This window comes from Pseudomonas sp. RW409, assembly GCF_003184125.1.
Lineage (GTDB): Bacteria > Pseudomonadota > Gammaproteobacteria > Pseudomonadales > Pseudomonadaceae > Aquipseudomonas > Aquipseudomonas chlororaphis_I.
The window spans coordinates 1,417,603-1,431,703 of record NZ_QHHP01000041.1; the positions used below are offsets into that span (position 1 = coordinate 1,417,603).

Consider the following 14,101-nt stretch of genomic DNA (forward strand, 5'->3'; position numbering starts at 1 on the left):
GAGGCAGGAATAAAGAAGGGAGTGACCGCAAAGACAGAAACGCCAGAGTGCGCGATGGCGAACCCTGGCGTCAGGATCAGGCCGGTTCGACCTGCAGTGCGACCCGTTCGCGACAAGGACATTCATCCATGTAGCGGTGGGCTTCGACGAACTCGTTGAACGGGAAGACCCGGGTCTTCAGCGGCAGCAGCACACGGTCCGCCGTCAGCTGGTTGATGTCGCGCAAGGCGCGCTGCAAGGCCACCTGGTCCTGGATGATGCCCAGCTCGGGCTTGCCGGTGAAGTTGCCGATGCAGTGCACGAAGAACTGGATGTTCTTCTGGAACGCCGCGCAGGCCGGGAACGGTGTCTGGTTGCCGCCTTGCAGGCCATACAGCACCAGGCTGCCGCGCGGCGCCAGGACGTCGCCGAGCATCGACATCTGCGGACCGCCCAGGCCATCGAACACCACGTCGACGCCACGGTTGTCGGTGTATTTGTTGATCTGCATGAGCAGGTCCTGCTCTTCGGTGACGATGACTTTCTCGGCACCCAGGGACAGCAGGTACTCACGCTCTTCAGCGGTCTTGGTCGCGGCAATCACCCGCACGCCAAGTGCCTTGCCCAGCTGGACAAAGGACGGACCGGCGCAGTGGCTGGCATCGGTGACCAGGGCGAACTGCCCGGGCTTGACCCGCGCCAGGTCGACATAAGCGAAGTAGGCCACCAGCAGCGGCGTGTAATGCACCGCGGCTTCGGTCGGGCTGAGCACATCGGGATAGCGGGTCAGCGCCGAGCGTGGCAGGACAATCAGCTCGCCGTAGACCGGATAATCGTTCGGGCTTTCGGCCGGGAAGCTGGCCACCTTGTCGCCCACGGCCAGGTCGTCGACGCCTTCGCCGACCGCAGTCACCACGCCGGCCATCTCATGGCCAAGGCCGGAAGGCAGGCGGGCATGGGAGGACGCCAGGTTCTGGCGCCAGAGCACGTCGTACCAACTGATGCCGATCGCTTCGACACGCACCTGCACTTCGCCTGGCGCAGGCAGAGCGGCCGCATGCTCTTCGCACTTGAGCACCTCGGCCGGACCAAACTTGTGAAAACGGATCGTGCGGGACATCGCAAACCTCGTCAAAGTAACCTCTAATGCCCTGAACTCTATCTGGGCTTTCTGGCCAAGACCATCAGTGGCTATTAATAGTCGACATGCCTGTCATTGATTCCGCGGCACCTGCAACAACGATAAACAGCGTGCCAGAGCGCAGGCTTCCTTACAGGAAAAAACAATTAGCCGGTGCAGAGTAGCAGCCTTTCCCCGTAAGATTCATGCCGGCCATTGTTCTCATATGGCCGCTCTCGTCAAGTTTGCTGACTCTGCCAGGACTCAAGATGAATCGTAATGACCTGCGTCGTGTCGACCTGAACCTGTTGATCGTGTTTGAAACATTAATGCATGAACGCAGTGTGACCCGGGCGGCGGAGAAACTCTTCCTCGGCCAGCCGGCCATCAGTGCGGCGCTGTCGCGCCTGCGCAGCCTGTTCGACGACCCGCTGTTCGTCCGCACCGGGCGCAGCATGGAGCCGTCGGCCCGGGCGGTGGAAATCTTCGCCCTGCTCTCGCCCGCCCTCGACTCGATCTCCACCGCGGTCAGCCGCGCCGCCGAATTCGACCCGGCGACCAGTACCGCGGTGTTCCGCATCGGCCTGTCCGACGACGTCGAATTCGCCCTGCTGCCGATGCTGCTCAAGCGCCTGCGCGCCGAAGCGCCGGGGATCGTGCTGGTGGTGCGCCGCGCCAACTACCTGCTGATGCCGGCCCTGCTGGCCTCCGGCGAAATATCCATTGGTGTCAGCTACACCCAGGACCTGCCGGCCAACGCCAAGCGCAAGGTGCTGCGTCGCAGCCTGCCCAAGCTGCTGCGGGCCGACAGCATGCCCGGCGCCCTGAGCCTCGACGACTTCTGCGCCCGCCCCCACGCCCTGGTGTCATTCGCCGGCGACCTCAGTGGCTTTATCGATGAAGAGCTGGAAAAACTCGGGCGCAAGCGTCACGTGGTGCTCGCGGTGCCGCAGTTCAACGGCCTGAGCACCCTGCTCAGCGGCACCGACATAGTCGCCACCGTGCCGGACTACACCGCCGACGCCCTGACCGCCGCCGGCGGCGTGCGCGCCGAAGACCTGCCCCTGCCGGCGCGCACCTTCGACCTGCACATGGCCTGGCGCGGCTCCCAGGACAACGACCCGGGCGAACGCTGGTTGCGCTCGCGGATCCAGATGTTCTTCGGCGATCCTGAGAGTCTTTAGGCGTCGTCTGGCAGGCTGTTCATCTGATCATTTTTGCCTTTCCACCAACCATGGAGCTCCATTCACTTCCGGTGGATTGCTAAATTGGGGGCACATCTGAGGGCATGCTTTGGATGGTTTGAAAAGGATGCCCCCGGCCCGAGGTCCAACAGCCCTTTTTCGGAAAAGTCATACGCTACTGCTCGCAAACCACCATCGCACCAACTGTTTTGATCATTAGCAATAGAGTGTAGGCTCTACTCTACTAGTCTCGATGTCTGTTCTAAACCGATTGTCGTAACCAGTGATGGGCAGCTTTGGGTTGTGGATTCAACCGGTCGATGCAACACAACTAAATTCTGTGTAAGCAGAAGGAGTGTTGCAGATGAAGCAGAGACCTCGGATCTATTACACCGAAAGCCAGAAGAAACTGATGTGGGATCACTGGCAGAAAGGCGACTCTCTCCAGCAGATCGCCCAACTATTTGATCGAAACCACTCATCGGTACAGCGCATCCTGGCGGAAACAGGGGGTATTAGACCCGCTGTACGGCGCAGGTCCAGATTGGCCCTGACGTTGGCTGAACGCGAAGAGATTTCGCGGGCAGTGGTGGCAGGTAACTCGATCCGTTCCATAGCCGCGCTGCTAGGGCGAGCAGCCTCTACGATCAGTCGTGAGATCAGACGCAACGGTGGCCAAGGAGGCTACCGGGCTAATCGAGCTGATCAGGCGGCCTGGGATCGCGCCCATCGACCCAAGGTCTGCAAGCTTGTTGAGAACCGAGCGGTGGCGCAAATTGTTGCAGACAAGCTTCAATTGCAGTGGTCACCGGAACAAATTGCCGGCTGGCTGAAGCGCACCTACCCGGATGATACGAGCTATCAGGTGTCACACGAGACGATCTATCGCACCCTCTTCATACAGGCTCGCGGGGCCCTGAAGAAGGAGTTGCTTGAGCATTTACGGCGCACGAGAGCCATGCGTCGCTCGCGACATCACACGCAGAAGAAAGAAAATCACGGCCGAATCACAGACGCGGTATCCATCCGCGAACGCCCGGCCACGGCTAAGGATCGGGCGGTGCCTGGTCACTGGGAAGGTGACCTGCTGTGCGGCAGCAGGAACAGCCAGATCGCCACTCTTGTTGAGCGAAATACCCGCTACGTGATGCTGGTGAAGTTGGCCGGTAAGGATACCGAGACGGTCATCAGCGCCCTGATCGAAAACGCCCGCGAACTCCCCGAGGAACTCTACCAATCGCTGACGTGGGATCGCGGCAAAGAGATGGCTGACCATAAGCGTTTTACGGTGGCGACCGACATCAAGGTCTACTTCTGCGACCCCCATCGTCCCTGGCAACGGGGATCGAATGAGAACACCAACGGGTTGTTAAGGCAGTACTTCCCGAAAGGGACCGACCTGGCGGAGCACTCGCAAGCCACGCTCAATGAAGTGGCAAGGCAGTTGAACAGTCGTCCTCGGAAAACACTAAACTACGAAACGCCCGCTGAACGATTTAGCCAATCTGTTGCATCGACCGGTTGAATCCACATCCGAATGCTGCAAGTCGCGGATGGCAGCTAATGCCGAAAGCAGATACGTCAGCGAAGTGTCGATTTCCCATCGTCAGGCTTACCCGATATCGGGTAAGCCCGCGCCAGCCATCTCAGGTACATCTTTTCAACCAGGCTCCCGCACCACAGCCAGGCGGCACCCAATCCGCGTTGTTCATACTGTTCGAACAGTTCAAAGCGCTCCAGACGCAACCCAGTAGTGCGCAGCGCTGGGGAGTCGGGCAGGGCCAGGCGGGACAGCCTGGCATCGAGCTCTCGATAGGGCTGACCCGACTGAATAAGCCATCCCAACTCAGTCTGCTCGGCATTGCAGAACAACAACTGGCAATCAGCCTTCAGTTCATGATCGAGAATCGAGTTCAGCTGCTCTCGCAGGTGAGTGGTTGGCTGGAGGGTGCCGCCACTCAAGTGGGTGACGAGCAGAAATCGGGCGCTGGAGGTGATGATCAAAATTCGTGGCCTGCCTCGGCGGGGGAGAGTGGGGATTAGCTCACTCTCGGCCCGTGCTGAGGAATGGGAGAATTCTGAAATGGGGTGCAGAAACCGCAGCGCAAGGCTGTGCGGTTTCCTCGGTTATTTCGGGTACAGCGGCGGCAGGCTGCTGGTGTCGGCCAGCGGGGTCTGTACGTGTTCGGCGATCGGGATGGTGCGGATTGCGCGCCACAGTTCTTCGCCTTGCCAGTAGTGGCCGGTTTCGCTGTAGAGCGCGCCGTTGAGGCCGTCCAGGGCATCGGACAGGGGTACGAAGCGCGCGGCCATGTCGGCCAGGGTTTCCGGTTGCTGGCGGGCCCAGGCGTCCAGGGCCTGGCGGGTGGCCTGCGGGTCGTTGGCCAGGCTGGCGCGCTTGAGGTCGTCGAGCAGGGTGCGCGGGCTGGGGCCGGTCTGCGCGGCACGCAGGATCGCCGGCTGCCAGCGCGCCCGCCACCAGAGGCCGAAGCCCAGCAGAGTGGTGCAGGCGAGGAGCAGGGTGCTGAGTTTCCAGGCCCAGAGCGTGGTGCTGTCGTCACTGACGCCGGCTGGCGTCGCGCCGGCCGGGGTGTCCACCACCAGGCTTGGGTTGTTCGCCACTTGCAGGGTACGCGCCGGCAGGCTGCTGCGTTCCAGGTGGTCCTCATGGGTGTTCCACCAGACCACTTCCAGCGCCGGCAGGTCGATGCTGCCGCTGCGGTTCGGCACCAGGGCCTGGCTGTCTTCGCGGCTGCCGATCAGCCCGCGGTCGCTGACCTGATTGCTCAGTTGCGGCTGGTCCGGATAGCTGCGCAGGCCATTGGCCTCGGTCACCGGCAAGGGTGGCAGCTGCGAGCTGGACAGGCCTTCGGCCTTGAGGGTCAGGCTGCGGGTCAGCGAGTCGCCGACCTGGCTGTGATCCGGCTCGGGGTTCCAGCTTTCGCTCAGGCTCAGGCTGCGGGCCGGCAGCCAGGGCGCGTCGGCCGGGTATTCGACCGGCTTGGCCTTGACCGTCAACGGCATCTGCGCCGAGCTCACGTGCACCAGCTTGCCCGGTTTCAGGCCCTGGGGCGCCGGGGCCTGGGTGTTCGCGGCATCGGCCAGGGTGGCGCTGAAGATCAGCTCGGGAATATTCAGCACGCCGCTGTGCTGGGGAAAGATCGCGTAGCGGATCTCGATCACGCCGTGGCGCACGCCGTTGATGACTTTTTCATAGGTGCGCGACTCGCCGAGCTGTTCGACCCGGGCATCGTCGATCTGCAACGGCGTCAGGCTGCTGTCGTCGTACAGCGACACCGAGTGATAGATGTGCAGGGTCAGCACCGCCTGGGCCTGCACGTAGACGCTGTCCTGATCGAGGCTGGCGTCGATGAACACCGGCTCCAGCGGCGCGCTGTCGCTGCGGCTTGCGCTTTGCAGCACCTGCAGGGTGATCGGCTGGCTCTGTACTTCGCCCAGTTGCAGGGCCGGGATCACCACGGTGCCGGTGGTCTTGGGCAGCAGGGTGATGATCCAGCGGGTGATGGCGCGGTTTTCGCCGTTGAGGCTGGTCAACTGGTTGACCTGGCGCGTGCCCTGGACCTCGAACTGCGCTTGCAGCGGCGTCAGGTCGGGTTTGCCGAACAGCGTGACATTGTTGGATTCCAGGGTCAGCTCGACGGTTTCCCCGGAGTTCACGCGGCTGCGGTCGACACTGGCGACCAGCCCCTCGGCCCGGACCGCGAAGGCGCCGAGCGTCAATACCAGCGTGAGTAGGAGGGTGGTGAAGCGGGTCATCGAATTTTTCCCTGATCCTGATGTTGTTGCTGTTCGTACCAGAACTTGCGGCGCAGCAGCTCGCCCGGATCGTCCGGAATCTGCCGCAGCCATTGTTCCAATGCCTGACGGTGTTCACCGTCGAAATTGTCCTGGGCATCGCGCAGCGGCGGCGTGGTGGTCTGTTCGTCGCCCAGCTCGCTGCCGGGAATCGCATCGTTGCCCGGGGTGGCGACCTCGTCGTCCGTCGACTCGTCGGCGGTGGTCGGGTGGCTGTTCTCCGGTGGCTGCTGGCCCGGGGTGACCGGTGCCTGGGTCGCCGCGCCGGCTTGTGGCGGCTGATGGGTTTCGTCGTTGTCCTGGCTTTCGCCCTTGGCCGGTTCTTCCGCGGGTGCGGGCTCGGTTTCCTGCAACAGGCGTTCGACCAGGGCCTTGTTCTTTTGCGCGGCCGAAAGCTCCGGTTGCAGCTCCAGGGCCTGCTCGTAGGCATCCAGCGCGGCTTCCAGCTCGCCGCTCTTGGCCAGGGCGTTGCCACGATTGTAGTGGGCGCGGGCGTCGTTGCCTTCGGCAAAGCGCTGAGCGGCAGCGGCGTAGTTGCCGGCCTCGTACAGCGCCACCCCTTGCCACTGCGGGTCCTCGAAATGCTGCGCCGCCTCGCCGGGCCGCTTCTGCTCCAGCAGGCGCTGGCCCTGCTGGTCGGGGCGCAGCCACAGGTCGTTGAACTCGAAGGCGTAGCTGGGCTGCGGCACGGCGAACAGCAGCAGCGGCAGGCAGAACAGCCAGCCGCGGCGTCCGGCGCAGGCGGCCAGCAGCAACAAGGGCAGCAGCAGCCAGTAACCCTGGTCGGCCCAGGTGTCCAGGCGCAGGGTCTGGCCGTCGCTGCGCAGGTTCTGCGGGCCGCTGAGCAGGCCCAGGCCGCGCAGGTCGTTATCGTCCAGGCGTGCCGGGCGATAACGGCCGCCGACCTCGCCGATAAAGCGCTTCAGGCTCGGGCTGTCGAGGCGCGACATGAGAATCGCCCCCTGTTCGTCCTTGAGAAAGCTGCCGTCTTCCTGGGCCACCGGCGAGCCCTGGCGGCTGCCGACACCCAGCATCAACAGTTGCGGCGCCTGGCCGCCGAGGGCCTGGCGGATGCCTTGGCGTTCCTGTTCGCTCAGGGACGAGCCGATCAGCAGGATCCGGCCCTGGCCTAGCGCGCCCTGGTCCAGCAGCTTCAAGGCCTTGAGCAGCGCCAGGTCGGCGCGGTGCCCGGGTTGGGGCATGATCGATGGCTTGAGGGCTTCCAGCAGGTTGCGGCTGGTGGCCAGGTCATCCGACAGCGGCACCAGGGTGTGGGCGCTGCCGGCATAGACCACGATTGCCGTCTGCGCATCGCTGCGCACCTGCAACAGGTCCAGCAGCTTGCGCCGGGCCTGCTCCAGGCGATTGGGCGGGACGTCGCCGGCGAGCATTTCCGGGGTCAGTTCCAGCAACACCACCAGCGGGTCGGCCGGCTTCTGGCTGGTCTGTTCCACCCGTTGCCAGCCGGGGCCGAGCAGGGCCAGCACGGCGAGGATCCAGGCCAGGCCGAGGGCGACCCACGGCAGCTTGCTTTCGCGGCCGTTGCCACCGCTGAGCAGGGCGGCGTGAAAGGCCGGCGGCAGGATCATCTGCCAGCGCCCGGCGCGTTTCTGCCGGTGCCAGAGTTGCCACAGCAGCCAGCCGAGCAGCGGCAACAGCAGCAGCCACCAGGGACGGAACCAGTGGGGCCAGAGTTCGGCCCAGAACGGCGCGCTCATCGACGCCTCCGCAGGCGCAGGCGTTTGAGCCGTTCGCGCCAGTCTGGCAAAGGTTGCAGAAAACGCTCGCGAGTGAAGAAACGGTGCAGCGGATGGTCCGGCCAGCGCTCGCGCACCACCAGCAGGATGCTCAGCAACAGCGCCCCGGCCAGTGGCCAGCTGTACAGCGCTTGCGCCGAACGGGCCTGGGTCGGTTGCTGGGTCACCGGTTCCAGTTGGTCGAGGGTGTCCTTGATCGCTTGCAGTTCCTGGCCGTCACGGGCGCGGAAGTAGCGCCCGCCGGTGGCAGCAGCGATGGCCTTGAGCGCCGGTTCGTCCAGGTCCAGGCTCGGGTTGAGGCCGAGGAAACCCAGGGTAGCGCTTTGCTCCGGGTCGGCGCCGATGCCGATCGGGTAGATCTTCACGCCTTCTTCGGCGGCCAGGCGGGCGGCGGTCAGCGGGTCGATTTCGCCGCCGTTGTTGGCGCCGTCGGTGACCAGGATCAGCACCCGGCTCTGCGCCGGCCGCTGGCGCAGGCGCTTGAGCGCCAGGCCGATGGCGTCGCCGATGGCGGTGTTCTTGCCGGCGATGCCGATCTTCGCTTCGTCCAGCCACACGCGCACGGTGTGTCGGTCGAAGGTCAGCGGCGCTTGCAGGTAGGCCTTGCTGCCGAACAGGATCAGCCCGACGCGGTCGCCTTCGCGGCTTTCCAGGAAGTCGCCGAGCAGGTGCTGGACCAGGTTCAGGCGGCTGACGTCTTCGTCCTGCCACTGCATGTCGGGGAAGTCCATGGAGCCGGAGACATCCACCGCCACCAGCAGGTCGCGGCCGCTGGCGGCCACGGGCAGCGGCTCGCCCAGCCACTGCGGGCGAGCGGCGGCCACCAGCAGCAACAGCCACAACAGGATGAAGGGGGCCTGCTGGCGCCAGGTCGGCAGGTTGGCCCGGGCGCGGCGCTTGGCCAGGCCTTCCAGGTCGCTGAGGAAGCTGACCTTGAGCGCCGGTTCGCCGCTATCGGCCACCGGCAGCAGCACCCGCAGCAGCCAGGGCAGCGGCAGCAGGGCGAAGATCCACGGCCAGGCGAACTCAAACATGTTTGCGAATCCAGATTTCCACCGCCTGGGTCAGGCCGGCGATGGCCTTGTCGTCGAGCTTGCACTCGGGCTTGTAGGCGCCTTCCACCAGGACCATCCAGCGCGTGAGGCCGGCCGCCGGGCAGCGGTTGTCGAGGAACGCCAGCCACTTGCGGCCGTTGAGGGTGTGGCTCTGGCTGTAGGGGTAATGGTTGCGGCACAGGCGCTTGAGCAAACCGTTGAGCTGTTGCAGCCAGGCACCGGCGGGCGCGCCGTCGTAGGGCTTGGGCAGCAGCGCCAGTTCGGCGAGGGCGGCCAGGCGCACCGGGTCCAGCGGTTGTTCGGTGCGGGGCAGGGCGGGCTGGCGTGGCCAGAAGCGCTTGAGCCGCCACAGTCCGAAACCGAGCAACGGCAGCAACACCAGCAACAGCCACCAGCCCGGCGCCGGCGGCCACAGGCCGATGGCGGGCGGGGCGATCAAGGGTTGCAACTGGTCGAGGCTGCTCATCGGGTTTTCCCCGGGCGTTGCGGGTTCAGGTACTCGCGCAGTTGCTCGACCATTTCGCTCTGGGTGCTCAGGGGCATCAGCAGCACCCGCAGCTTCTGCGCCAGCAGTTCCCAGCGGGCGATGCGCGCTTCGCCCTGCGCCCGATAGGCCTGGCGCAGTTCGTAGTTGAGGGTGTCCAGCTCCAGCTGCGCGCCACGCTCGGCAAAGCGCAGCAAGCCGGCGGCGGGCAGGGCGTGGTCCAGCGGGTCGGACAGCGGCATCAACAGCAGGTCGCAATGCCGCGACAGCAGGCTCAGTTGCTGCTCGGCGGCGTCGCTCAGGGCGCGCTCGTCGCAGATCACGATCACCAGGCTGCCCGGGCGCAGCACTTCGCGGCCACGGCGCAGGGCGGTGCCGAGGGCGTCGCGCTCGGGTTCGGTTTCGCTGTGCAGCGACTGGTTGACCCGCACCAGGCGGTTGAGCAGTTGCAGCAGGCTCTGTTTGCTGCGCCGTGGCTTGATCTCGTAGTGGTCGTCGTCGCCGAACACCAGGCCGCCGACCCGGTCGTTGTGGCCCAGGGCGGCCCAGCCGATCAGGCTCGCGGCCTGGGCGGCGAGCACCGACTTGAACATCAGCCCGGAACCGAAGAACAGCCGCCGGCTCTGCTCGACCATGATGAAGATCGGCCGTTCGCGTTCTTCGTGGAACAGCTTGGTGTGCGGCTCCTGGGTGCGCGCGGTGACGCGCCAGTCGATGGTGCGCACGTCGTCGCCGGCCTGATAGACCCGCACCTGGTCGAAGTCGACGCCGCGGCCGCGCAGCTTGGAGTGGTGCAGGCCGACCAGCGGGCTGCGCTGGCTCGGCGTGGAAAACAGCTGCACCTCGCGCACGCGATGGCGCATCTCGATCAGCTCGGCGAGGCTGACGCGGATGCCCGGGGCATCGACTGAGCTGGCGTTCATCGGGGTCAAGCGACGGCTACGACGTCGAGAATCCGCTGGACCACCCGGTCCTGATCGATGCCGGCGGCTTCTGCTTCGAAGGACAGAATGATGCGGTGGCGCAACACGTCGAACAGCACCGCCTGGATGTCCTCGGGGCTGACGAAGTCGCGCCCGGCCAGCCAGGCGTGGGCCCGGGCGCAGCGGTCGAGGGCGATGGAACCCCGCGGGCTGGCGCCATAGGCGATCCATTCGGCCATCTCCGGGTCGAACTTGGCCGGGGTGCGGGTGGCCATCACCAGCTGCACCAGGTATTCCTCCACGGCGTCGGCCATGTACAGGCCGAGGATTTCCTTGCGCGCGGCGAAGATCGCCTGCTGGCTGATGCGGCGCTCGGGCTTGGTTTCGCCGTTCAGCGCTTCGCCACGGGCCTGTTGCAGGATGCGCCGTTCGACGGTGGCGTCGGGGAAGCCGATCTTCACGTGCATCAGGAAACGGTCGAGCTGGGCTTCGGGCAGCGGGTAGGTGCCTTCCTGTTCGATCGGGTTCTGCGTGGCCATCACCAGGAACAGCGGCGACAACTCATAAGTGCTGCGGCCGACACTGACCTGGCGCTCGCCCATGGCTTCGAGCAAGGCCGACTGGACCTTGGCCGGGGCGCGGTTGATTTCGTCGGCCAGCACCAGGTTGTGGAAGATCGGCCCTTGCTGGAACACGAAGCTGCCGGTTTCCGGGCGATAGATTTCGGTGCCGGTGATGTCGGCCGGCAGCAGGTCGGGGGTGAACTGGATGCGATGGAACTGCGCTTCGATGCCTTCCGCCAACTCTTTGATGGCCTTGGTCTTGGCCAGGCCCGGGGCGCCCTCGACCAACATGTGGCCGTCGGCGAGCAGGGCGATGAGCAAGCGCTCGATGAGTTTTTCCTGGCCGAGAATCTGCGTTGAAAGAAAGGTTCGCAGCGCGAGTAGCGCTTCACGATGTTCCATCGATGACTGTTCCTGCAGAGGGTGACCGAAGGCGTTCGAATAACGCCAGGGCTGGGGGCGTTACTTTAATCTATCCGGGCCCCTGGCGACTAACGGCACCTGGCAAATTTCTGTAAATAATGGGTAATTGCGTTGAGCGACGCCAACCTTTTGCGGCGTCGTTTTGAGCTTTTCAATGCCCCAGCAACAAGGCCTCGGTAAGCCTTGCCGCCGTTCAGCGCTCAAGGAGCGCTTATGCGCAACGGAAATCCGTACGATTCGAAAAGATCCCAGACGTCCTCGCGATCGAAGAGCCGCCACCCCTGTGTCGTGAACTGCATCAGGTCATCCTCGTCGGGAAAGGAGTAGTAGGCCCCGGCAGATGGATCCTGGGACGTCCCCGTCATGGGCTCACCGCGCTCCAAGCGCCTGATTGCGTTCATGATGAGACCCGCGCCTGGTTGATAAAGTGAAAGGATGTGCCACAGCAAGGAGCGCTCCTTTTCGACGGCCACACGCGCAGTCTCAATGATGCGACCCACATCGATACCGGGACTGTCGATCCAATGGAGGGTACAACCGATCTCCGGGTCCCCGTTCAGCAGCGCCCGGAAGGTCGCGAGGACACCTCGATATTGAGGCAAGAGGCCAGAGTGAAGATTGAGGACGCCGCGTGGCGCAATGGCCAAGGCTTCATTCTTCAGGATTTGACCAAAGCGGATGGAGATGAACAGATCCGCTCCCGCATCCTGCAGCATTTGCAGGCCCGCAGGATCCCTCAAGCTGGGCAATACCCGCACAGGAACCCCAAAGCGTTGCTGCAGTTCTGCAAAACCGAATCGATGCCCGCTGCTGACCGGGTCGCTCGATCCGCTTAACCCAGGGGCCAAGGCATTGAAGAGGTCCTGCTCGATCAATGCCAGTTGTCCGAGCATGGGTGGCACCTTCCTGCCCGATCCCACTCTCTCCGAGAGGAATATTCCCACTGTGCTCTCATGAATCTCGGGCAACAGGAAATTGAGCGTGAGATTGCTCTCCACGTCCCGGTTCACCAGAAAAGCGATTCGCAACTTCAGACCTCCTCTGTCAGACCTGCCTTGAGAGGCAGCAACGGCCGATCCAACACAAGCGGATCGATCCCATTCCCATTGTTTTGCCACGGCGTATGGACGCAAGGCCCGATCTGCTCGATCAATTCCGGCATCAGGCCTAGCATAGTTGCTCTTTCGTCATTGCTACGTCCCCCAGCGGCTCCTGGCCGTTCTCTGCCGATCATGGTTACAACGCGTGCTGGTGAAATCCGATGCAAATGACCGGTCAGGTCGGATGCAAATGGTGGTCAAGTGGCGTGCAATTGCGCAAATAACCGGTAAGGGTCCGCAACGCCGGGACCTGTTGTGAGGATCGGGGGAAGGGGATGGCAGCGGGTGCCTGACGCGCCGCCAGCACGGCGCGTCAGTGGGTTGTGCTCAGTTCTTGAAGCTGGAGTGCTTGCGGCCCTGGTCGCACAGGGCGAAGACCACCACCATCACCGCCGAGACCGCCAGGATCAGCGCCACGCCGTCGGTCGAGTGAGTGGCCGAGTTGGCGACCAGGGCCAGCCCGCCGAGGGGGGCCAGGCCGCCGGCGATGGCAGTGCCGATTTCCCGGCCGGTACCGAAGCCGGAGGAGCGGGTCTGGGTCGGGAACTGGCGGCTGAGGAACGAGCCCTGGGGGGCGAACATCATCGGCGCCAATACCCCGGTGCCGATGGCGATGGCCAGGTAGATCATCAGCGGCTCGCCGGTATTGAGCAGGCTCAGGAAGGGATAGGCGAACAGCACCGAGCACAGGCCGCCGAGCATCAGCACCTTCTTGCTGCTCCACTTGTCGCAGAGCCAGCCGAAGCAGGGCACGGCAACGATCGCCACCAGGCTGGCGATGGTCACCGACAGTGAAGTGACATGGGCTTCGACGCCTTTGTACTGGGTCAGGTAGGCCAGGGAAAAGGTCTTGAAGATGTAGCTCAGGGCGTTGTAGCCGATGGCCACGAACAGCACCACGGCCAGGCCTTTGAGGTCGTTCTTGAACAGCAGCTTGAGGGGCGAGGCCTGGACTTTGGCGCTGTCCTTGTCGAGTGCTTTATCGAGCTTCTCGAACTGCGGGGTTTCCGGAATGCTGCGGCGTACCCACAGGCCGACGCCGACCAGGGCGATGCTGCAGACGAACGGAATGCGCCAGCCGCCGGAGAGCAGGAACTCGTTGCCGTTCATGGTCAGCAGGTAGACGGTCAGCGACGACAGCAGCAGGCCCAGGTTCAGGCCCAGCGCTGGCCAGGCACCCTGGCTGCCGCGCTTGCCTTCGCTGGCGTGCTCGTAGGAGGTCACCGCCGCCCCGGACAGCTCGGCGCCAGCACCGAGGCCCTGGATGATCCGTACCAGCACCAGGATGATCGGCGCCCAGATGCCGATCGAGGCATAGCTGGGAATCAGGCCGATCAGGGTGGTGCACACGCCCATCATGCAGAAGGTGATCACCAATACCTGTTTGCGCCCGAACCTGTCGCCCAGGTAGCCGAACAGGATGCCGCCGAAGGGCCGGGCGATAAAACCGATGGCAAAGGTGGAGAAGGCCAGCAGCGAGGCGACTTTCGGGTTGCTGGGGTCGAAGAAGATTTTCGAGAAGACGATGGCCGCCATGGTGGCGTACAGATAGAAGTCGTACCACTCCAGCATCGAGCCGAAGATGGTCGCCGCCGCCACCTTGCGCAGGCGTTTCTGTTTCTGTTGCGGCGTTTCGCATGCGGCCGGGGCCGCCTCATGTACTGACATCTGAGGATTCCTTGTTGTTTGTAGTTATT

General features: G+C 64.1%; 12 protein-coding genes. 2 read left to right on the forward strand and 10 right to left on the reverse strand.

Annotated elements, in window-relative coordinates; genetic code table 11:
- Positions 1 to 76: 76 nt before the first annotated feature.
- Complete coding sequence (locus DK261_RS26835) at positions 77 to 1,099, reverse strand: zinc-dependent alcohol dehydrogenase family protein (RefSeq protein WP_016703842.1); 1,023 nt, start codon at positions 1,097 to 1,099, stop codon at positions 77 to 79.
- Positions 1,100 to 1,368: 269 nt separating this feature from the next.
- Here DK261_RS26835 and DK261_RS26840 point away from each other — a divergent pair, with 269 nt between their 5' ends.
- Complete coding sequence (locus DK261_RS26840) at positions 1,369 to 2,283, forward strand: LysR family transcriptional regulator (RefSeq protein WP_038632710.1); 915 nt, start codon at positions 1,369 to 1,371, stop codon at positions 2,281 to 2,283.
- 364 nt (positions 2,284 to 2,647) lie between these two features.
- Complete coding sequence (locus tag DK261_RS26845) at positions 2,648 to 3,808, forward strand: IS30 family transposase (protein ID WP_053275419.1); 1,161 nt, start codon at positions 2,648 to 2,650, stop codon at positions 3,806 to 3,808.
- A 56-nt stretch (positions 3,809 to 3,864) separates the two neighbouring features.
- Here the strand turns inward: DK261_RS26845 and DK261_RS26850 are convergent, their stop codons facing one another.
- From DK261_RS26850 to DK261_RS26890, 9 genes are all read right to left on the reverse strand, one after another.
- Positions 3,865 to 4,287: a hypothetical protein gene (locus DK261_RS26850; protein WP_053268915.1), complete on the reverse strand. Its 423-nt coding sequence runs from the start codon at positions 4,285 to 4,287 to the stop codon at positions 3,865 to 3,867.
- Positions 4,288 to 4,410: 123 nt separating this feature from the next.
- A complete protein-coding gene (locus DK261_RS26855) occupies positions 4,411 to 6,060 on the reverse strand; it encodes a BatD family protein (protein ID WP_101282350.1) in 1,650 nt (549 codons plus the stop codon).
- Positions 6,057 to 7,817: a VWA domain-containing protein gene (locus DK261_RS26860; RefSeq protein WP_028682264.1), complete on the reverse strand. Its 1,761-nt coding sequence runs from the start codon at positions 7,815 to 7,817 to the stop codon at positions 6,057 to 6,059. The genes DK261_RS26855 and DK261_RS26860 overlap by 4 nt, the downstream gene beginning before the upstream one ends.
- A complete protein-coding gene (locus tag DK261_RS26865) occupies positions 7,814 to 8,890 on the reverse strand; it encodes a VWA domain-containing protein (RefSeq protein ID WP_101282351.1) in 1,077 nt (358 codons plus the stop codon). Before DK261_RS26865 ends, DK261_RS26860 begins: the two co-directional genes overlap by 4 nt.
- Positions 8,883 to 9,377 (reverse strand): DUF4381 domain-containing protein, encoded by a 495-nt coding sequence (locus DK261_RS26870; RefSeq protein WP_009048743.1) that lies wholly within the window; start codon positions 9,375 to 9,377, stop codon positions 8,883 to 8,885. Before DK261_RS26870 ends, DK261_RS26865 begins: the two co-directional genes overlap by 8 nt.
- Positions 9,374 to 10,318 (reverse strand): DUF58 domain-containing protein, encoded by a 945-nt coding sequence (locus DK261_RS26875; RefSeq protein WP_009048744.1) that lies wholly within the window; start codon positions 10,316 to 10,318, stop codon positions 9,374 to 9,376. Before DK261_RS26875 ends, DK261_RS26870 begins: the two co-directional genes overlap by 4 nt.
- A gap of 5 nt (positions 10,319 to 10,323) precedes the next feature.
- Positions 10,324 to 11,283: a MoxR family ATPase gene (locus DK261_RS26880; RefSeq protein ID WP_009048745.1), complete on the reverse strand. Its 960-nt coding sequence runs from the start codon at positions 11,281 to 11,283 to the stop codon at positions 10,324 to 10,326.
- A gap of 221 nt (positions 11,284 to 11,504) precedes the next feature.
- Positions 11,505 to 12,197, reverse strand: a complete 693-nt coding sequence (locus DK261_RS26885; RefSeq protein WP_232788615.1) for a formyl transferase — start codon at positions 12,195 to 12,197, stop codon at positions 11,505 to 11,507.
- 534 nt (positions 12,198 to 12,731) lie between these two features.
- On the reverse strand, positions 12,732 to 14,072 hold the full coding sequence (locus tag DK261_RS26890) for an MFS transporter (protein WP_028682262.1): 1,341 nt from the start codon (positions 14,070 to 14,072) through the stop codon (positions 12,732 to 12,734).
- Positions 14,073 to 14,101: the final 29 nt, after the last annotated feature.